The sequence below is a fragment of the Buchnera aphidicola (Formosaphis micheliae) genome (assembly GCF_039403185.1).
Taxonomy (GTDB): domain Bacteria; phylum Pseudomonadota; class Gammaproteobacteria; order Enterobacterales; family Enterobacteriaceae; genus Buchnera_C; species Buchnera_C aphidicola_B.
Genome location: NZ_CP135047.1, coordinates 31,215 through 54,401, shown reverse-complemented (window position 1 = coordinate 54,401; position 23,187 = coordinate 31,215). Strand labels below are relative to the sequence as shown.

Sequence of the window (23,187 nt, the reverse complement as noted above, 5' to 3'; positions counted from 1 at the left end):
TTAACTAATATTGATTTATTAATTAATTTTACTAATTAAATTAATAGAAAAAATGTGGATACCGTCTCATGGAGCAAAACCCGCAGTCACAACTTAAGCTACTTGTTACTCATGGTAAAGAGCAAGGCTATTTAACATATTCTGAAGTAAACGATCATCTTCCAGCAGATATTATTGATTCTGACCAAATTGAAGATATAATTCAAATGATTAATGACATGGGAATACAAGTAGTAGAAGAAGCACCAGATGCAGATGATCTAATACTCAATTCAAATAATACTGATACAGATGAAGATGCAGTTGAAGCTGCAGCTCAAGTTTTATCTCATGTAGAAACTGAAATAGGTCGTACAACAGATCCTATTCGTATGTACATGCGTGAAATGGGAACTGTAGAATTACTAACAAGAGAAGGAGAAATTGATATTGCTAAACGTATTGAAGAAGGTATCAATCAAGTACAATGTTCAGTTGCTGAATATCCAGAAGCAATTACTTATTTATTACAACAATATAATCGCGTGGAATTAGGTGAAATAAAACTATCTGAAATAATTACTGGATTTGTAGATCCCAACATAGAAGATTTTTTTTCTCCTATATCTACAAATATTGGTTCTGAACTATCTGAAGAAGAACAAAATCATGCACAAAATGAACATGAAGAATCAGAAAACGATGAAGATGAAAATAGTATTGATCCTACATTAGCTAAAGAAAAATTCCTTGCATTATATCATCAATATAAAATAACTAATCTTATAATTAAACAAAAAAATAGAAAACATAAAGATGCTGTGCATGAAATTCATAATCTATCAGAAATATTTAAACAATTTAGATTAGTACCTAAACAATTCGATTACTTAGTAAGAAATATGCGTAATATGATGGAACAAGTAAGAACTCAAGAACGTTTAGTGATGAAATTGTGTGTAGAAACATGTAAAATGCCAAAAAAACATTTTATTAATTTCTTTTCAAGAAAAAAAAATATAACAAATTTTTTCCAAGTTATTCCACCTACTAATAAACCATGGTCAAACAAACTATATGAAATTAAAAAAGAAATTGAAATTATTTTAAAAAAATTAGTTAAAATTGAAAAAGAAACAGGATTAACAATTGAACAAGTAAAAGATATTAACAGAAGAATGGCTATTGGAGAAGCAAAAGCAAGAAGAGCAAAAAAAGAAATGGTTGAAGCAAATTTAAGATTAGTAATATCTATAGCAAAAAAATATACTAATCGTGGATTACAGTTTTTAGATCTCATCCAAGAAGGAAATATTGGTTTAATGAAAGCAGTAGATAAATTTGAATATCGAAGAGGATATAAATTCTCAACTTATGCTACTTGGTGGATTAGACAAGCTATTACCCGATCTATTGCAGATCAAGCACGTACTATTCGTATTCCTGTTCATATGATTGAAACAATTAATAAACTCAATCGAATTTCTAGACAAATGTTACAAGAAACAGGTCGAGAACCAACGCCAGAAGAGTTATCAGAAAGAATGTTAATGCCAGAAGATAAAATAAGAAAAGTACTAAAAATAGCAAAAGAACCAATATCTATGGAAACACCCATTGGAGATGATGATGATTCACATTTAGGTGATTTTATAGAAGATACTACATTAGAATTACCTTTAGATTCAGCTACTTCTGAAAGTTTACGTTCTGTTACTAATAATGTATTATCAGGATTAACACCAAGAGAAGCTAAAGTATTGCGTATGCGTTTTGGAATAGACATGCATACTGATCATACTTTAGAAGAAGTAGGTAAACAATTTGATGTAACACGTGAAAGAATTCGACAAATTGAAGCAAAAGCGTTAAGGAAATTGAGACATCCTAGTCGTTCTGAAATTCTTCGTAGTTTTTTAGATGACTAATGATACTATCAAAGACAAAGCTTCTTTTACTTAAGAAGCTTTGTTAATATATATCAATAAAAATATTATTCATTTATACAATACGCTTATTATTGTTATAGTAAATAAATATAACAAAATATAATCAAATGATTTAAAAAAATATAAATTAAATACATATAAACAATGTATCTAATATTTATACATTTAAAAAAAATATAAACTCATTTTTTATACCTATATAATATCAGTCAGTATATTTTAATAATATAAAAATATCTATAATTTTTCATGAAATTATCTTTTAAAATAATTATGCTATCATTATTTATAATAAAAAATAAAACATGAATCTATATTCATAAAAAAAACTATTTAAGAAAAAATATAACTTTAAAATATATACACATTTATTTATAAAGATTAAATTTTCATATATAAATAAAACATAATGTTTACAAAATAATATATACACAATGTAATAAAATTATATTTTATATATTGAAACAGAAAATAATGTATATTTATATATATTATTTAATTTATTATATACGTTAATACTTTTATATATCTTTAAATTAATTTATTTTTAATAAACCATCCTTTGCTAACTCTTTTTTTATTTCAATAATAGCATCTCTTACTCTATGTTTTGCTACTCCACCTTTAGAATTACGTTGATTAATAGTAGAATCTAAATCTAATATTTGATACACATCACTGGAAATCAATTTACTATACTTTTGTAAAATATTTAAATTTAAATTATTTAGAGATACACCATTTTTTATTGCTTCTATAACTATTTTACCTACGATATAATGTGCATTTCTAAAAGACATACCTTTATTTGTTAAATAATTTGCTAACTCAGTAGCATTAGAATAACCTTCTTCTGCTGCCTTATGACACTTAAAATAATTTACTGTTATTCTTGGTAAAATTAAATTAGCCATGTTTAAACTATCTTCCCAAATATCTAATCCATCAAATAATCCTATTTTATCTTCTTGCATATCCTTATTATAAGCTAATGGTAATCCCTTTAACATAACTAATATACTGATTAAAGAACCGTATACACGTCCAGTTTTTCCTCTAATTAATTCTAAAACATCTGGATTTTTCTTCTGTGGCATTAAAGATGAACCAGATGTAATATCATCCGACAATTCTATAAATGACGCCTCTCCAGAATTAAAAAAAATTAAATCTTCAGAAAACCGAGATAAATGTAACATACTAATCGATGCAATTGATAATAATTCAACAACATAATCTCTATCCGATACACTATCTATACTATTTTTAGTAGCAGAAGAAAAACCTAAATCATATGCTAACTTTTCTCTATCAATATTCCAACTTGTACCAGATATAGCTCCACATCCCAATGGACTAATATCTATACGTTTTAAAGCATCTCTTAATCTACTTTGATCTCGCTTAAACATTTCAATGTAAGCTAAACACCAATGTGAAAATGTAATAGGTTGTGCTCTTTGTAAATGAGTATAACCTGGCATAATGACTTCTTGTGTTGATTCTGCTAGATCAAGAAAAGATATCTTTAATTGATGTAAACTATTATATAAATCTTTAATCTTTGATTTGCACCACAATTTTAAATCTGTTGATACCTGATCATTTCTGCTACGACCAGTATGAAGTTTTTTACCTAACTCACCTAACCTAGAAATTAATTCATGTTCTATCCAACTATGAATATCTTCTGCATCACTATTTAATATTTTTTTTGCATTATTCTCGGTTTCTTTTAATATTAATTTCAAAACACATTCTATTTTTTTTTGCTCTTCAATAGTTAATACCTTTACTTCCATTAACGATTTAGACCATGCTATAGATCCTAAAATATCTTCTTTTAACAAACGATAATCAATGTTTAAAGAATTATTAAATTTTTTAAAATATTGATGAGAATCTTTTGTAAAACGCCCTCCCCAAAGAGACATCGCTTAACCCCTTCATAGAAAAGAAATTAAATATAAAAAAAATAAAAAATATAAAAATTAATATTAACTAATATTACTTCTATACCAATGTATATATATTATTTTTTATTTTTTAAAGCTCGAATACGAGACGATAATGAGAAAATATTAATAAATCCTTTTGCATCTGAATGATTATACACATCATCTTTTCCAAATGTCGCATATTCTTCAGAATAAAGTGAATTAACAGATCTTTTTTGTACAACTGTAACTGTCCCTTTATATAATTCTATACCAACTTCTCCAGTTATCTCATTGGCTAATGAATCTATCGATGATTGTAAAGATTTACGTAATGGAGTAAACCAACGTCCATCATAAACCAAAGATGACATTTTTAATCCTAATTCTTCTCTCCACTGTAAACTCTCACGATCTAATACTAATTGCTCAATTGCTCGTAAAGCTTTCATAATTATTGTACCACCAGGTGTCTCATAACAACCTCTGGATTTAATTCCAATTAATCTATTTTCTACAATATCTATCCTTCCTATGCCATGCTTAGATCCAAGTAAATTTAATTTCTCTAAACATTTTAATGGCGTTAAACTATGATTATTAACAGATACTACACATCCTTTTTCTATTTTAATTAATATATACTCTGACAGATCAGGTGATAATTTTGGATTTACTGTCCAAACCCAACAGTCTTCATTAGCTACATTCCATGTATTTTCTAACAAACCTCCTTCTGTAGACATATGAAAAACATTTTCATCTCTACTATATATTTTTTCTAAAGTTGCTGTTGTCATAATATTACGTTCTTTCAAATATACTAATAGTTCTTCTCTAGAATGCAAGTTCCATTCCCTCCAAGGAGCTATTACTTTGATCTGTGGAGCTAATGCTGCATATGCTGTTTCAAATCGTACCTGATCATTTCCTTTTCCCGTAGCTCCATGACAAAGATAATTTGCTCCTAACTTTAGTGCCAGACTAACTTGTGCTTTTGCAATAATTGGACGTACAATAGCTGTTCCTAATAAATAATTACCTTCATATAAAGCACCAATTTTTAAAATAGGATATACATAATCCTGTACAAATTCGTCTTTTAAATTGATAACATGGCATTCAAAAGCTCCAGAAAGAAATGCTTTTTCTTTAATTCCTTGTAAATCTTTTTTGTTTTGTCCTACATCAGCTACAAATGCAATAACTTTTAATTTATAATTATCTTTAATCCAAGGAATTATTGCAGAAGTATCTAATCCACCTGAATAAGCTAAAACAACTGATTTATTATATTTTGTACTATTCATTACTCAAATAATTCCCTATGTAAATTAAATAATATTAATAAAATAAATACATTCTTATTATTCTCTTCTAATAACTAATCTATCACATTAATAAATTTGTTTCTTTATTTCTTCATTATCAATATCTATAATAAATAATTATATAAACGTATTTCTTAATACTACAATTTATTTTATTTATTTATTATCATGAATAATAATCTTACCTTTAATTAATGTTTTTTTAAACATTTATTTTTTATACGAAAGTATAATCTTCTATTAATAAACTAATAACCATTATGAATTAAATAATTATAATATGTATTATATTATTTATACACTTAAATAAATATGTTCTATTACATTTATAATCAAAATAACATATAATAAACTAAAAATATTTTAATAAACTTAAAATAATTAAAAAATAATTTTTAATATATTAAATTCTCATTTTTTATTTTTAATAAATAAACATTTAAAAAATAATTTATTTCTCAATCCAAAAAAACACTATATTCTATTCAACTACAAAACCACCATTATTTATACTATAAAATACTATAAATAAATATAGCATATAATTTTATTTAAAAAATTACTTTACTTATTCGTATTAATAAAATATTTCTCAAGATAAAATTAAACTCATTGATTCTAATTAATAAAAAATTTCCACATAAATAAACTAATTCTATCTTATTAAAAAATATTAACTTTATCGATAATATTAATTTTTAGTTCTGCTTATAAAAACATAAAATAAATTTACTATTTATTAATCTTAATACATAAAATATCTAAAAATATTTACTATCTCATCTACTGAATAATATATATAATATATGCAAATAAAATACTATATTTTTAATATACAATATTTATTTATATAAAACTATTTATTATATATTTAACTATTAACTTATTCTTATAAAATTTAATATCAATTAATTAATATATTATCTATAAAATATATTCTGTATTCTTATTAAAAAATAAATTATATTTTTAAAATATGCTATTTTTTGTTTTCAAGAAACAGATTTTCTTCCTAAACTACAACAAATTGCATATACAACATCTGATTTATTTAAAGTATAAAAGTGAAAATCTTTTACACCTTCTTTATATAACTGATGCACCATATTAATAGCTATACTTGCACCTAACATTTTAGTAGTATTTAAATCATTTTCTAATCCAGAAAAAATATTATAGATCCAACTTGGAATATGTACATTAGTCATATTAGAAAAATTTTTCAACTGTGGAAAACTAATAATAGGTAAAATACCCGGTATAATTTGAACATTAATTCCATTTTGATAACAACGATCTCTAAACCGTAAATAACATTCAACATCAAAGAAAAATTGAGTGATAGCTCTATTAGCACCAGCTTCAATTTTTCTCTTTAAATTAATTAAATCAAATTGAGAACTTTCAGCTTCTGGATGTACTTCTGGATAAGCAGCTACTGAAATATCAAAATTAGCAACATTTTTCAATATCTTAATTAAATCAATAGCATAAATTGTAGATTTATTTAATTTATTAACTGAATCTCCTCTTAACGCTATAATATGCCTAATATTATTGTCCCAATAGGTTTTAGCTATTTTAATTAATTCTTCTTTTTTTGTATCAACACACGTTAAATGTGGAACTACTATCATACCAGTATGTTCTTTGATAGCATTAACTATATCATAAGTACGATAACGTTCTCCAGAATTAGCTCCATACGTTACTGAAAAAAAATTTGGTTTTAATGTACTTAATTTATTTACTGTAGACCATAAATTATCTTCTAATAAAATATTTTTTGGGGGAAATAATTCAAATGATATATTAATTTTAGAATTAATATCTGTTATATATTGATATAAAGTTTCTTTTAATTTTTTTTTATAAAAATTCATATTATTTATCTTATAACTAATGAATCTAATATGACATTAGAATTGATTACATATATTACAATATTTTTATATAAAATAAAATTTTTTAACTATACAACAATAAATTATAAAAATAATCATGACACATTTTCATATTCGTTAAATATATATAATAATATGTACATCATATACATTATATATAAACTATATGTCATAAATATAACTAATTATTCATATAAGTATTTTAAATTTTATTTAGTTAATATTAACTATTACCATAATTCTATAAAACAACTAATATAAAATTTATTAAAAATAAAATAAGAAAAGCAAAAAAATTAACATTATTAAATATATTTAAAATACATACATTATAACAGCACCCTGTTTATTTTAAAAAAACAAAATAATAGGTATAATCATAAAAATTATTTAATTATTTATAATTATAAAAAAATATTAAAATACATATAAAGAAACTTAAATTCATTTAAATTATCACTAAAATTTTAAATCTTAATATCAGAAACAAGATTTAGTCTCTACTGATATAACAAAAGTTCAATAAAAAAAACTTATTTTTTTTTTAATTTTAAATAATCTACTGATTAATACTAAAAAAAAGAATACACAATAAACATATTTATATTAAAATTAATATTTATTAAAATTTTTATTGCATAAAATTAAATCCATCCGTAATATATATAATACAATAAAATATATTATTTAGCCGGCTTAGCTCAGCAGGTAGAGCAACTGACTTGTAATCAGTAGGTCACCAGTTCGATTCCGGTAGCCGGCATAAATATTTTGTAGGTGGGATTCCCGAGTGGCTAAAGGGAGCAGACTGTAAATCTGCCGTCATAGACTTCGAAGGTTCGAATCCTTCTCCCACCATAATTAATAATATCTGATAATTTGAAATGTGCGGACATCATATAAAGGTTATTATCTCAGCCTTCCAAGCTGATGATGCGGGTTCAATTCCCGCTGTCCGCTAAAAAATATTATACGCTGATATAGCTCAGTTGATAGAGCACACCCATGGTAAGGGTGAGGTCCCCGGTTTGAATCTGGGTATCAGCATGTAATAATAATAGGGTTATAGTAATATACAATACACGCTATCTTATAAATAAAACAATAATTAAAAGATAGATTGATAGTTCGTATATATTATTACTATAACCTTATTGGATATATTATATTACTTACACCAACCACATAATTAATAAGTTATGACTTCCCACTCTGAACAAAACCTAATATTTTATAAATAATCTATCTAAAGAATGATAGAACATATATAAAAAAACAGACCAATATATGATTCAGAATAAATCATATTAAAATAAAATTATTTATTTTAATATTAAATATATACATAGTTAATTCATAATTAAAAAAATATTATGTAATTTAAAAATTAAAAAATAATGAATAAATATATTTTAAATCCTGTATCTTTTACAAATTTTAAAGAATTAATTAATTTTATTACATAACTTAGGATAATTTATGAATTTTAATTTTTACACACAAACCAATAATAAAAAAATAGTCAAATGGTTATATATATTAATTATTTTTATAACTACAGTAATAATTAATATTTATTGTAAAAAAATTGCATATCTGTATTACATATTAATTAATTTTTGTTTATTATTTCTTTTTGTTTTCATTATTTTGTCTACCAATATAGGTAAAAAAATACTACATTTCATAATTTCTTCAAAAAATGAAACAAAAAAAATTATTTGGCCTAGTCAAAAAGAAACTATATATACTACCGGAATCATTACAACTATAATCATTATAGTATCTTTAATCATATGGGGATTAGATAATATTATATTTCGTGTAATATCATTTATAATTAACCTGAGATAATTAAATGTATGATAATCAAAAAAAAAGATGGTATGTACTACAAGCATTTTCTGGATTTGAAAATAAAATAGCACAAGCAATTCGAGAACATATCAAATTAAATAATATGGAAAAATTATTTGGAGACATTATGGTTCCTAGTGAAGAAGTTATAGAAATTCGTGGAGGAAAACGTAAAAAAAGCGAATATAAATTTTTTCCAGGATATGTATTAATTCAAATGATTATGAATGAACTAAGCTGGCATTTAGTTAGAAATGTACCACGAGTCCTGGGTTTTATAGGAGGTAAATCCGATCGACCTTCTCCTATCAGTGACAAAGAAGTAGATGCAATTATTACAAGATTAAAGAAAATTGGTAATAAACCAAGACCAAAAACTCTTTTTGAACCAGGAGAAATAGTCAGAGTTAATAACGGTCCTTTTTCTGATTTTAATGGAATAGTAGAAGAAATTGATTATGATAAAAATAGATTAAAAGTCTCTGTATCCATATTTGGCAGAGCAACTCCTGTAGAATTAGATTTTATACAAGTTGAAAAAAACTAAATCTCTTCTTTAATGTCTTTATTACTTAAAATTTAGTTATTTATATTATTACTTACATGATAGAAATAAAAAATAAATACGTATATATAAAATAAATTAACACTAAAAACTACCTAAATATTATATTATTACGGAAAAATATTATGGCTAAAAAAATACAACACTATATCAAATTACAAGTAGCTGCAGGAATGGCTAATCCAAGTCCTCCCGTAGGTCCCGTATTAGGTCAAAAAGGAGTAAATATTATAGAATTTTGTAAAGCTTTTAATTTAAAAACAGAAAATATGGAAAAAGGCCTTCCTATTCCAGTAATTATCACTGTATATACTGATCGCTCATTTACTTTTATAACAAAAACACCTCCTGCTTCTATTTTACTAAAAAAAATAGCAGGAATTAAATCTGGTTCTAGTAAACCAAATCAAGATAAAATTGGAACAGTAACAAAAAAACAAATTTTAGACATAGCGTCCATAAAACAAAAAGATATGACAGGTGCTAATCTTGAAAAAATGTCTAAATCAATAGCCGGAACTGCCCGTTCTATTGGTTTGATAGTAGAGGAATAAATATGCCGAAATTAACAAAAAGAATGCTATTAATAAAAAACAAAACTAAACTAAAAAAACAATATAACATTAATGAAAGTATTCTACTGTTAAAAGAATTTGCAATAAAAACATTTAATGAAAGTATAGATGTATCCATTCAATTAGGTATCGATGCAAAAAAATCAGACCAAAACATCCGCGGAACAACTATTCTACCACATGGTATTGGTAAAACCATCAAAACAGCTGTATTTGCTCAAGGAGATAATATAAAATTAGCAAAATCTGCTGGAGCTGATTTTATTGGTATGGAAAATCTAGTTGATTTAATAAAAAATAAAAAAATAATTTTTGACGTTGTTATCGCTTCTCCTGACACTATGCCAATAGTTAGCAAATTAGGGTCTATTTTAGGACCGAAAGGTCTCATGCCTAATCCCAAATTAGGTACAGTAACAGATAATATTTATCAAACAGTAAAAAATATTAAAACAGGGCAAATACGTTACAAAAATGATAAAAATGGAATTATTCATACTACTATTGGAAAAATTAACTTTCCTCAACAAAATATTCAAGAAAACTTAAATGCATTATTAGTTTCTTTAAAAAAAAATAAACCTTCTCACTCAAAAGGAGTTTTTATCAAAAAAATTACATTATCAACTACCATGGGAGCTGGTTTAACTATTGATCAAAAACACTTTGTTTAAAAATAAATCAAAAAATATAGATAATCATTATTTAATTATAAAAAAACTATAATTATATTTTTTATAATACATCAATCACTTACTTTAATGGCATATTTTTTTTTATTTAAGTTTATTGATAACATAGTTGAAGTAATTTTATCGATTGAAAATATTTATATTCCCAGTATTTATTTCAGAACTAATTATATACTATATCAAATAAATTTATTTATTATAGTCATAATATGATCTTAAAAAAAAATACAGGAGCATCATATCAATGCCATTAAACCTGAAAAATAAACAAGAAATTATTACTAAAATAAAAAATATAGCTAATTCAGCATTATCTATTGTATTTGCGAGCTCTCAACGAGTTACGGGAAACGATATTACAGAACTTAGACGTTTAAGTCGAAGTAATGGAGTGCATATTAGTATCATACGAAACACCTTATTAAATTTAGCTATAAAAGATACATCTTTTCAATGTATACACAATTCATTACATGGTCCAAATTTAATAGCTTTTTCACTAGAGCATGCAGGTAGTGCAGCTAGATTATTAAAAGAATTTTCAAAAACACACAAAAACTTTAAAATTACCGGTGGCATATTTGAAGAAAAAAAACTATCTATCGCACAAATTTACGAATTAGCAGATATGCCAACTCATAATGAAGCTATCATAATTTTTTTATCTGTAATTAAAGAAATTGCTATAGGAAAGCTTATTCGTACTTTATCTGCTATATCTAATAAATAAATAACTAAAACTATCATAACTTTTTTCTATATGCAGATAATAAATAACAATACTTCTGATTATAATTAGGAATTCTTATATGTCTATTAATAAAGAACAAATTATTGAAGCTATATCTGAAATGTCAGTTAAAAATATTGTTGAATTGGTATCAGACATGGAAAAAAAATTCGGCGTATCATCAAATTCAATTTTATCGAATACTAAAACCAATCAAGATATAGATACTGTAGAAGAAAAAACAGAATTTAATATATTTTTAAAATCTATAGGAACCAACAAAATAGCAGTTATAAAATCTGTACGTAGTTTAACAGGATTAGGATTAAAAGAAGCAAAAGATTTAGTTGAATCTGCGCCAGTAATTATTAAAGAAAATGTAAATAAAGCAGAATCAGAATCTTTGAAAAAAACTTTAGAAGATACTGGAGCTGAAGTAGAAATTAAATAATTTGTACTGGTATAAATTTAATACAACATAATAAATAAATACTGGTGACTAATTATTTTAAGTCACCAGCCTTTCCTACAAATTAAACAACACTAATTTTTAATTTATGTTAACTTAATTTGAAATTTAAATTCATACAATAATTTTAATATAGTCAAAAAAATTGATTCATATTCACAATTTATAGTCAATATATATATAAATTGACTTTAACAAAATAAGTTACCTAACTTATCAAATTATTGAGGAAACCATGGTTTACTCTTATACCGAAAAAAAACGAATTCGTAAAAATTTTGGAAAACGACCACAAATTTTAAATATACCTTATCTTCTTTCTATTCAAATCGATTCATTTAAAAAATTTATTGATCATGATCCAACAAATCAACATGGATTAGAGTCTGCATTTAATTCTATATTCCCTATTAAAAATTATAATGGTAATGCCGAATTACAATACGTAAGTTACCGTTTAGGTAAGTCCATTTTTAATATGAAAGAATGCCAAATTAGAGGAGCTACATATTCAGCTCCCTTAAGAGTAAAATTACGATTAATTATTTATGAACGAGAAAATCTAGACGCTAATGTCAAAGATATTAAAGAACAAGAAGTATATATGGGAGAAATTCCTCTAATGACAAATAATGGTACATTCATTATTAATGGAACTGAGAGAGTTATTGTATCCCAACTACACCGTAGTCCAGGAGTTTTTTTTGATAGTGATAAAGGAAAAACACACTCTTCAGGAAAAGTATTATACAATGCGCGCATTATACCTTATAGAGGATCTTGGTTAGATTTTGAATTTGATTCTAAAGATCATTTATTTGTTCGTATCGACAGAAGAAGAAAATTACCTGTTACTATATTATTACGTAGTCTTGGATATTCTACTGAAGAAATTCTAAATTTATTTTTTGAAAAACATATATATACTTTTTCTAATAAAAAAATAAGAATGTCTTTTTTACCTGAGCAACTTCGTGGTGAAACAGCCTCCTTTGATATACAAGTTGATAATATTATTTATATCAAAAAAGGCTCTCGAATTACTGCAAATCATATAAAAAAATTAAATAATGATAACATAACAACAATTGAAGTACCAATTGAATATATCGTCAATAAAATTGTCACTACTAGTTATATAGATAAAAAAACTAACCAACCTATTGCATTACCAAATACAGAATTATCTTTCGATATGTTAAAACAAATAATAAAAAATGGATATAATCGCATAGAAACAATATTTACTAATGATTTAGATCATGGTCCATATATTTCAGAAACATTAAGAATCGATCAAACTTATGATCGATTCAGTGCATTGGTTGAAATTTATAAAATGATGAGACCAGGAGAACCACCTACACGAGAAGCAGCTGAAAACTTATTTATGAATTTATTTTTTTCTGAAGATAGATATGATCTTTCTCCCGTAGGAAGAATGAAATTTAATCGTTCTCTTTTAAGAACATATGAAGAAGGATCAGGTACATTAAGTAAATTAGATATTGTAGATGTTATCAAAAAATTGATTAATATTCGTAATGGTAAGGGAGAAATAGATGATATAGATCATTTAGGTAATCGAAGAATTAGATCTGTAGGTGAAATGGCTGAAAATCAATTTAGAATAGGCTTAGTACGTGTAGAACGTGCTGTAAAAGAAAGATTATCTTTAGGTGATCTTGATACAATCATGCCTCAAGATATGATTAATGCTAAACCTATTTCTTCAGCTATAAAAGAGTTTTTTAGTTCTAGTCAATTATCTCAATTTATGGACCAAAATAATCCATTATCTGAAATTACTCATAAACGTAGAATATCTGCATTAGGTATTGGTGGATTAACTAGAGAACGTGCTGGATTTGAAGTCAGAGATGTACACCCTACTCATTATGGTCGAGTATGCCCAATAGAAACACCGGAAGGACCAAATATCGGATTAATTAATTCGTTATCTGTTTATGCAAAAACAAATAAATATGGTTTTTTAGAAACACCTTATCGACAAGTAAAAAATAATTTTGTAACTAATAAAATACATTTTCTATCTTCTATTGAAGAAGGTAATTTTATTATTGCTCAAGCAAATACAAATATAGACTCTTTAGGTAAAATTTTAGATGATTTAGTTACCTGTCGTCATAAAGGCGAATCTAGTTTATTTAATCGTGAACAAGTTGATTATATGGATGTATCCACTCAACAAATTGTTTCAGTTGGTGCTTCTTTAATTCCATTTCTAGAACACGACGATGCAAACCGTGCACTGATGGGAGCAAATATGCAACGTCAAGCTGTTCCTACATTAAAATCGGATAAACCTTTAGTTGGTACTGGAATGGAAAGAGCTGTAGCAGTAGATTCTGGAGTTACAGTTATAGCAAAAAGAGGAGGAATAGTTCAATACGTTGATGCATCTCGTATTGTTATTAAAGTATACGAAAAAGAAATGCATTTAGGAGAATCTGGAATTGACATTTACAATTTAAATAAATATACACGTTCTAATCAAAATACCTGTATTAATCAAATTCCTTGTATTCAATTAAATGAATCTGTAGAAGTAGGCAATGTACTAGCAGATGGACCATCTACTGATTTAGGCGAATTAGCTTTAGGTCAAAATATGAGAGTAGCTTTTATGCCATGGAACGGATACAACTTTGAAGACTCGATCTTAATTTCTGAAAAAGTTGTTCATAAAGACCAATTCACAACTATTCATATTCAAGAATTAGCATGTATTGCTCGTGATACAAAATTAGGAGCAGAAGAAATAACTTCAGATATACCTAATGTTGGTGAAACAGCACTTTCTAAATTAGATGAATCAGGAATAGTTTATATTGGAGCTGAAATATCTAGCGGAGATATATTAGTAGGAAAGGTAACTCCTAAAGGAGAAACACAATTAACACCAGAAGAAAAACTATTACGTGCTATTTTTGGTGAGAAAGCCTCTGATGTTAAAGATTCATCATTACGTGTTCCAAACGGAATATCAGGTACAGTGATTGATGTACAAATTTTTACAAGAGATGGAGTAAATAAAGATAAACGTGCTTTAGAAATAGAGGAAATGCAATTAAAAAAAATTAAAAAAGATTTAACAGAAGAATTAAAAATGTTTGAATCAAGTATATTTATTCGTATTAAAAATATTTTACTTAATTCGGGTATATCAATCAATACACTAAAAGATATATCCCAAACAGAATGGTTAAAAATTACATTAAATAATCATGACACACAAAAAAAATTAGAACAATTAATTATTCAATATAACGAATTAAAAAAAGATTTTGAAAAAAAATTAGAAACTAATAGAAAGAAAATTACTCAAGGAGATGATTTATCTCCTGGTGTATTAAAAATAGTGAAAGTATACTTAGCAGTTAAAAGACAAATTCAACCAGGTGATAAAATGGCTGGACGTCACGGAAATAAAGGTGTAATTTCTAAAATTAATCCGATAGAAGATATGCCTTATGATACAAATGGAGTCCCAATTGATATTGTTCTTAATCCTCTTGGCGTACCATCCAGAATGAATATTGGACAAATATTAGAAACTCATTTAGGTCTTGCTGCTAAAGGATTAGGTGATAAAATTAATTCAATGCTTAATAAAAAAGAAAAAGTAGATAAGTTACGTTCATTTATACAAAAAACATTTGATTTAGGAGAAAATGTTTGTCAAAAAATTAACTTTTCTACATTTTCTGATCAAGAAATTTTATTACTGGCAAAAAATTTTAAAAATGGAATACCAATAGCTACTCCAGTTTTTGATGGAGCTAAGGAAAATGAAATTAAACAATTATTAGAATTAGCTGATCTTCCCTCCTCTGGACAAATTACATTATTTGATGGACGTACTGGTGAAAAATTCGAACGACCAGTCACTGTAGGTTACATGTATATGCTAAAATTAAATCATTTAGTAGATGATAAAATGCATGCTAGATCAACAGGGTCATATAGTTTAGTAACACAACAACCATTAGGAGGAAAAGCTCAATTTGGAGGTCAACGTTTTGGAGAAATGGAAGTATGGGCATTAGAAGCTTATGGAGCTTCATATACTTTACAAGAAATGTTAACTGTAAAATCAGACGATGTTAATGGACGCACAAAAATGTATAAAAATATTGTAAGCGGAAAACATCAAATGGAACCTGGTATGCCAGAATCATTTAATGTACTTTTAAAAGAAATTCGATCTTTAGCTATTAATATTGAACTCGAGAATGAATAAAATATTTTTATCAAATTATAAACACTTAATAATAGTAAGGTTCATTTTTTTATTCAGAGTTTTTTGTATCGTTTTATTTTAATGAGAACTAATTTGTGAAAGACTTATTTAAATTTTTAAAAATGCGCACGAAAACAGAAGAATTTGATGCAATAAAAATTTCATTACCTTCACCTGATATGATTCGTTCATGGTCATTTGGAGAAGTTAAAAAACCAGAAACAATTAATTATCGTACATTTAAACCAGAACGTGACGGTTTATTTTGTGCTCGAATTTTTGGACCAGTAAAAGATTATGAATGTTTATGTGGAAAATACAAACGTTTAAAACATCGTGGAGTAATTTGTGAAAAATGTGGAGTTGAAGTAACACAAAGCAAAGTACGTCGTGAACGAATGGGTCACGTTGAATTAGCTTCTCCTACAGCACATATTTGGTTTTTAAAGTCCTTACCATCAAGAATTGGTTTACTATTAGATATGCCTTTAAGAGATATAGAAAGAGTATTATATTTTGAATCATATGTCATCATTGATGAAGGTATGACCAATTTAGAAAAAAGACAAATTTTAACTGAAGAACAATATTTAGATGCATTGGAAGAATTTGGAGATGATTTTGATGCAAAAATGGGTGCTGAAGCTATTCAATCTCTTTTAAAAAATATGGATCTAAAAAACGAATGTACAAAATTAAGAAATGAATTATGTGAAAGTCACTCTGAAACAAAAAGAAAAAAATTTACAAAACGTATTAAACTGTTAGAATCATTTATTCATTCTGATAACAAACCAGAATGGATGATTCTCAATGTACTTCCTATATTACCACCAGATTTAAGACCATTAGTTCCATTAGATGGAGGAAGATTTGCTACATCTGATTTAAATGATTTATATCGTAGAGTAATTAATAGAAATAACCGTTTAAAAAGATTATTGGATTTATCAGCTCCTGATATAATCGTTAGAAATGAAAAACGTATGTTACAAGAAGCCGTTGATGCCTTATTAGATAATGGACGCCGAGGACGAGCTATTACAGGTTCTAATAAACGTCCTCTTAAATCATTAGCAGATATGATTAAAGGAAAACAAGGTCGATTTAGACAAAATTTGTTAGGAAAACGTGTGGATTATTCAGGACGATCAGTTATTACTGTTGGTCCATATCTTCATTTACATCAATGTGGTTTGCCAAAAAAAATGGCTTTAGAATTATTTAAACCATTTATATATGGAAAATTAGAAATACATGGTTTATCGACTACAATTAAAGCAGCAAAAAAAATGGTCGAAAAAGAAGACCCTATTGTTTGGGATATATTAGATGAGGTAATTCGTGAACATCCAGTATTATTAAATAGAGCTCCAACCTTACATAGATTAGGTATACAAGCTTTTGAACCAATTCTTGTAGAAGGAAAAGCAATCCAATTACATCCATTGGTTTGTGCGGCATATAATGCAGATTTTGATGGAGATCAAATGGCAGTACATGTGCCATTAACAATAGAAGCACAATTAGAAGCAAAAGCATTAATGATGTCTATTAATAATATTCTTTCTCCCGCAAATGGAGAACCTATTATTGTTCCCTCTCAAGACGTAGTATTAGGACTATATTACATGACACGTTCTAAAATTAATGGGAAAGGAGAGGGAATGATATTAACTGGACCTAAGGAAGCCGAACGACTATATCGATCAGAATTTGTAGAACTGCATACAATAGTAAAAATTAGAATTACTGAATATATAATAAAAGGAAATGAAAAAACCGAAAAAATAACACATGTTATTGAAACAACTATTGGTAGAGCTATCCTATGGATGATTGTTCCAAAAGGACTACCATTTTCTATGATTAATCAAACATTAGGTAAAAAAAATATTTCTGATATGATTAATACTTGTTACCGTATTTTAGGATTACAATCTACTGTAAATTTTGCTGATCAAATTATGTATACAGGATTTACTTATGCTACTCGTTCTGGAGCATCTGTAGGGATAGATGATATGGTAATTCCAGATGAAAAAATAGAAATAATAAGAGAAGCCGAAAATGAAGTAGCTGAAATTCAAGAACAATTTCAATCTGGCCTAGTAACTGCTGGAGAACGCTATAATAAAGTAATTGATATTTGGGCAGCAGCAAATGAAAGTATTGCAAAAGCAATGATGGCCAACCTTTCTGTAGAATTAGTTATTAATAAAAATAAAATAATAGAAACACAAGTATCTTTTAACAGTATATTTATGATGGCAGATTCAGGAGCTCGAGGTTCTGCAGCACAGATTAGACAATTGGCTGGAATGAGGGGTTTAATGGCTAAACCAGATGGTTCCATTATTGAAACACCTATTACTGCAAATTTTCGTGAAGGTTTAAATGTATTACAATATTTTATTTCTACTCATGGAGCTAGAAAAGGATTAGCAGATACAGCATTAAAAACAGCTAATTCTGGATATCTAACTCGACGTTTAGTTGACGTAGCTCAAGATTTAGTTGTTACAGAAGATGATTGCCAAACACATGAAGGTATTGTCATGACTCCTGTTATTGAAGGTGGAGAAGTAAAAGAAACATTACGTGAACGTGTTCTAGGAAGAGTTACAGCTGAAAATATTTTAAAAACGTATTCTACAGATATTTTAATTCCAAGAAATACTTTATTAAATGAAAAATGGTGTGATATTTTAGAATTAAATTCAATTGATAGTGTAAAAGTAAGATCCGTCGTTAATTGTGATACCGATTTTGGAATTTGTGCGTATTGTTATGGACGAGATTTAGCACGCGGACATTTAGTAGACAAAGGAGAAGCTATAGGTGTTATTGCAGCTCAATCTATTGGAGAACCCGGTACACAGTTAACAATGAGAACATTTCATATTGGTGGTGCTGCATCTAGAGTAGCTACTACATCTAATATTCAAGTAAAAAATACCGGAAAAATTAATTTAATCAACGCTAAATCAGTAATAAATTCAGAAGGAAAAACAATTATTACTTCTCGAAACGTTGAATTAAAAATGATAGATAAATTAGGAAAAACACAAGAAAGTTATAAAGTACCATATGGAGCAATTATGATTAAAGGACATGGAGAAACGGTACAACCTGGCGAAATAATTGCAAAATGGGATCCACATACAATACCTGTTATTACTGAAGTTAACGGATACGTAAAATTTATTGATATGATTGATGGACAAAGTATCATAAGACAAACAGATGAATTAACTGGTTTAACTTCTACAGTTATATTAGATATAGCAGAACGAACTTCTATTGCTAAAGATTTACGTCCAGCTCTAAAAATTATAGATAAATTTGGTAAGGATGTATTATTACCAGGAACAGATATGCCTGCTCAATATTTTTTACCAGGAAACAGTATCGTTCAATTAGATAATACTATTAAAATTAGATCAGGAGATACTTTAGCTAAAATTCCTCAAGAATCTGGAGGTACAAGAGATATTACCGGAGGACTACCTAGAGTAGCTGATCTATTTGAAGCACGTCGCCCTAAAGAATTAGCAATTCTTGCAGAAATTAGTGGATTTATTTCATTTGGTAAAGATACAAAAGGAAAAAGACGTTTAGTTATTACTCCGATAGATAATAATGTAGTATATGAAACAATGATTCCAAAATGGAGACAGTTAAATGTCTTTGAAGGAGAACGTGTAGAACGCGGAGATATCATTTCAGATGGACCAGAATCTCCCCATGATATACTTAGATTACGTGGCATACAATCTGTGACAAAGTACATTGTTAATGAAGTACAAGAAGTATATCGTTTACAGGGTGTTAAAATAAACGATAAACATATAGAAGTTATTATTCGACAAATGTTACGTAAAGCTACTATTATATCATCAGGTCAATCAGAATTTTTAGATGGAGAACAAGTAGAATTTTATCGAGTAAAAATATCAAATCGTAATTTAAAAAAAAATAACAAAAAAATAGCAACCTTTTCTCGAGATTTACTAGGTATTACAAAAGCATCTCTTGCTACAGAATCTTTTATTTCTGCAGCTTCATTTCAAGAAACTACACGTGTATTAACAGAATCTGCTGTTGCAGGTAAAAAAGATAAATTAAGAGGTTTAAAAGAAAACGTTATTGTTGGTCGTTTAATACCAGCTGGAACTGGTTATACTTATCATAAAAATAGATTAAAAAACAGACATAATAAGAAATTATCTCTATTAAAAAATCATCAAATGAACCATGATACTTTATCTACAACTATTAGCCCTGAAGAAGCTTCTGCTAGTTTATCTGAATTATTAAATTCAAATTTAATCAATAATAAATAACATCTTATAACTATAATATAAACTACTAAAAAAATAGTAGTTTATATAATGATTTAACTAATAGTAACAAATTATTTAACTAATTTAATTATGATCTTATATTAAATGAAATACTATATATTAATAATTAACAATTATACTAATTTATTTTCATTTACTTATAGATATGATATTATTTTTTTTTATTCAAAAAACGTTATATGTAAATTTTAATTAAAGTAAAATATATATTATAGTTTCAAACTATTCTACGTAACATAAAACATACATTACATAATAGTAATTTTTTCAATTGTAAGTAATTATTATTTTAGTGTTTAAATTATAGAAAATAAGATAAATATTTTTATAATTTTCAAGAGTATACTAATTATAGTTGTAATTTTTTATTTTTATAAATTAATGTTCAATTGTTTATTCATTGAAATAAATAATTTATATTATTTAGAGTAATAAACTATAAATTAACGCAATCATCTTTAATTACTTTCATAAATTTAAATCTTTACTTCAGTATTTATTAGTTTAAAACACTTGGTATCTAAATTAATTAATTAATTATTGTACTATTATTTTAATAAATATTATTCAGGAAAGAAATATGAATAAAGCTCAACTAATTAATGTAATATCTGAAATAACCAAGTTGTCTAAAAAACAAATTAAACTTACCTTAGAAACAACATTATCATCGATAGTTGAATCTTTAAAAAAAGGTAATGCTGTACAATTAGTGGGATTTGGAACTTTTAAAGTTAATAATCGATCCGCTCGAACTGGACGTAACCCACAAACAGGAAAAGAAATTAAAATTCCTGCAACAAAAGTCCCTACTTTTATATCTGGTAAATCTTTAAAAAACGCTGTAAAATAATTTTGATTAGATATTATTTAATTACATAATATAGGGGCATATTTGCCCCTGATTTCATATAACTAATTGAAATATATAATTAGTTAAAAAATTTTTATAATATTTTGAGGATAGTATGATTATAAAACACGCTTTAATTAGTGTTTTTGATAAAAATAAAATAATTGAATTAGCTAAGATACTTACTAAATGTAATATAAAAATTTTTTCTACTGGAGGTACTTCAAAAATTTTAAAGAAATCAGGAATTGATTATATGGATATTTCACAATATACTAATGTTCCAGAAATGATCAATGGTAGAATAAAAACGTTACATCATAAAATTTATGCTGGAATATTAGCTAGGGAAGGAATAGATGATAAGGATCTGAATAAACAAGGAATTATTAAAATAGATATGGTTGTAGTTAATTTTTACCCTTTTCTAAATATAGTTCAAATGAAAAAAAACTCTTTAAATTCCATTTTAGAATATATTGATATAGGTGGACCTGCTATAGTTCGTGCTGCGGCGAAGAATTATGAAAACGTTGTTGTATTAGTTAACAAAAATGATTATCAACCTATCGCACAAGAAATATTAAAGAATAATAATAGTCTTTCTATAAATAAAAGATTACAATTAGCAACTACTGCTTTTAATTATGTAACAGAATATGATAATAATATTTCAGATTATTTTTTAGAAATTAATAAAAATAAATTAAATAAAAACTTAAATAATAATATTTTTCCAAAATATTTAAATATTAAATTCGTCAAAAAATATGATTTATGTTATGGAGAAAATAAACATCAAAAATCAGCTTTTTATGTTAATAAAAATATATTAGATAAGATAACTTATAACACCACTCAACTACAAGGTAAATTACTTTCTTATAATAATAAATTAGATTCTAATGTTGCTGTAACATGTATACAAGAATTTTATAAACCTGTTTGTGTTATAGTAAAACACGGTAACCCTTGTAGTGTAGCTGTAGGAAAAGACATACTATCATCTTATCTTAATGCTTATAATAGCGATCCAATTTCTTCTTTTGGAGGAGTTATTGCTTTTAACAAAGAATTAAATGAAGAATTAGCTAAAACCATTATTAAAAAACAATTTACTGAAATTATTATTGCTCCAAGTGTAAATAAAGAATTTTTAAATATTATAAAATTTAAACCAAAAATAAAAATATTAATATATAAAAATTTGGACTATGTAAAAAATAATTTAGAACTTAGGTCAATTTCAGAAGGATTATTGGTACAAGAACCTAATTATAATATAGAAGAACAAACTAGCTGGAATATTGTAACTAAACGTAAACCTAATTTAAATGAACTTAAAGATTCTTTATTTGCATGGAAAGTAGTTAAACATGTTAAATCTAATGCTATTGTATATGTTAAAAATCTTATAACTATAGGTATAGGTGCTGGGCAAATGAGTCGCATATATGCTGCAAAATTAGCTAAAATTAAAGCAGAAGATTTAGATTTTGATACGAAAAAATCTGTAATGGCATCTGATGCTTTTTTTCCATTCCGAGATGGTATTGATATGGCTGCTTCTATTGGGATTACTTGTATAATACAACCAGGAGGATCTATTCGTGATTCCGAAGTTATTAATGCTGCTAATGAACATAATATTGCCATGATTTTTACTAACATTCGTTGTTTTAAACATTAAGCAAATATTCTATTTATTAATTTAA

The 23,187-nt window shown here is 26.2% G+C and carries 14 protein-coding genes and 4 tRNA genes; 15 read left to right on the top strand and 3 right to left on the bottom strand.

Annotated elements, in window-relative coordinates; genetic code table 11:
- The first annotated feature begins 68 nt into the window (after nucleotides 1–68).
- On the top strand, nucleotides 69–1,907 hold the full coding sequence (rpoD, locus tag RJX12_RS00220; RefSeq protein WP_343192208.1) for an RNA polymerase sigma factor RpoD: 1,839 nt from the start codon (nucleotides 69–71) through the stop codon (nucleotides 1,905–1,907).
- A 557-nt stretch (nucleotides 1,908–2,464) separates the two neighbouring features.
- On the opposite strand, the gene argH is transcribed toward rpoD, so the two are convergent.
- From argH to metF, 3 genes are all read right to left on the bottom strand, one after another.
- A complete protein-coding gene (argH, locus tag RJX12_RS00215; RefSeq protein WP_343192207.1) occupies nucleotides 2,465–3,862 on the bottom strand; it encodes an argininosuccinate lyase in 1,398 nt (465 codons plus the stop codon).
- Between the two features lie 98 nt (nucleotides 3,863–3,960).
- Nucleotides 3,961–5,175 carry an argininosuccinate synthase gene (locus RJX12_RS00210; RefSeq protein WP_343192206.1) on the bottom strand — a complete coding sequence of 405 codons (1,215 nt, stop codon included), beginning with the start codon at nucleotides 5,173–5,175 and terminating at the stop codon, nucleotides 3,961–3,963.
- A 1,013-nt stretch (nucleotides 5,176–6,188) separates the two neighbouring features.
- Nucleotides 6,189–7,079: a methylenetetrahydrofolate reductase gene (gene metF / locus RJX12_RS00205; RefSeq protein ID WP_343192205.1), complete on the bottom strand. Its 891-nt coding sequence runs from the start codon at nucleotides 7,077–7,079 to the stop codon at nucleotides 6,189–6,191.
- A 711-nt stretch (nucleotides 7,080–7,790) separates the two neighbouring features.
- On the opposite strand from metF, the gene RJX12_RS00200 reads away from it, so the two are divergent.
- The 14 genes from RJX12_RS00200 to purH all read left to right on the top strand — a co-directional run bounded on the left by RJX12_RS00200 (nucleotide 7,791) and on the right by purH (nucleotide 23,162).
- Nucleotides 7,791–7,863 (top strand) — tRNA-Thr (locus tag RJX12_RS00200).
- A 13-nt stretch (nucleotides 7,864–7,876) separates the two neighbouring features.
- Nucleotides 7,877–7,958 (top strand) — tRNA-Tyr (locus tag RJX12_RS00195).
- Nucleotides 7,959–7,988: 30 nt separating this feature from the next.
- Nucleotides 7,989–8,060, top strand: a tRNA-Gly gene (locus tag RJX12_RS00190).
- 14 nt (nucleotides 8,061–8,074) lie between these two features.
- Nucleotides 8,075–8,147: transfer RNA gene (locus RJX12_RS00185), tRNA-Thr, on the top strand.
- A 432-nt stretch (nucleotides 8,148–8,579) separates the two neighbouring features.
- Nucleotides 8,580–8,954 carry a preprotein translocase subunit SecE gene (gene secE / locus RJX12_RS02480; protein WP_428994271.1) on the top strand — a complete coding sequence of 125 codons (375 nt, stop codon included), beginning with the start codon at nucleotides 8,580–8,582 and terminating at the stop codon, nucleotides 8,952–8,954.
- 4 nt (nucleotides 8,955–8,958) lie between these two features.
- Entirely contained in the window at nucleotides 8,959–9,504 is a 546-nt protein-coding gene (gene nusG / locus RJX12_RS00180; RefSeq protein ID WP_343192204.1) for a transcription termination/antitermination protein NusG, read from the top strand.
- A 143-nt stretch (nucleotides 9,505–9,647) separates the two neighbouring features.
- Entirely contained in the window at nucleotides 9,648–10,076 is a 429-nt protein-coding gene (gene rplK / locus RJX12_RS00175; RefSeq protein ID WP_343192203.1) for a 50S ribosomal protein L11, read from the top strand.
- Nucleotides 10,077–10,078: 2 nt separating this feature from the next.
- Complete coding sequence (rplA, locus tag RJX12_RS00170) at nucleotides 10,079–10,771, top strand: 50S ribosomal protein L1 (RefSeq protein ID WP_343192202.1); 693 nt, start codon at nucleotides 10,079–10,081, stop codon at nucleotides 10,769–10,771.
- Between the two features lie 262 nt (nucleotides 10,772–11,033).
- Entirely contained in the window at nucleotides 11,034–11,519 is a 486-nt protein-coding gene (gene rplJ / locus RJX12_RS00165) for a 50S ribosomal protein L10 (protein ID WP_343192200.1), read from the top strand.
- Nucleotides 11,520–11,598: 79 nt separating this feature from the next.
- On the top strand, nucleotides 11,599–11,970 hold the full coding sequence (rplL, locus tag RJX12_RS00160; RefSeq protein ID WP_343192199.1) for a 50S ribosomal protein L7/L12: 372 nt from the start codon (nucleotides 11,599–11,601) through the stop codon (nucleotides 11,968–11,970).
- Nucleotides 11,971–12,223: 253 nt separating this feature from the next.
- Nucleotides 12,224–16,252, top strand: coding sequence for a DNA-directed RNA polymerase subunit beta (rpoB, locus tag RJX12_RS00155; protein ID WP_343192198.1), 4,029 nt, complete (start codon nucleotides 12,224–12,226; stop codon nucleotides 16,250–16,252).
- Nucleotides 16,253–16,347: 95 nt separating this feature from the next.
- Entirely contained in the window at nucleotides 16,348–20,598 is a 4,251-nt protein-coding gene (gene rpoC / locus RJX12_RS00150; RefSeq protein WP_343192197.1) for a DNA-directed RNA polymerase subunit beta', read from the top strand.
- 586 nt (nucleotides 20,599–21,184) lie between these two features.
- A complete protein-coding gene (locus tag RJX12_RS00145; RefSeq protein WP_343192399.1) occupies nucleotides 21,185–21,472 on the top strand; it encodes an HU family DNA-binding protein in 288 nt (95 codons plus the stop codon).
- 115 nt (nucleotides 21,473–21,587) lie between these two features.
- Entirely contained in the window at nucleotides 21,588–23,162 is a 1,575-nt protein-coding gene (gene purH / locus RJX12_RS00140; protein WP_343192196.1) for a bifunctional phosphoribosylaminoimidazolecarboxamide formyltransferase/IMP cyclohydrolase, read from the top strand.
- The last annotated feature ends 25 nt before the right edge of the window (nucleotides 23,163–23,187 follow it).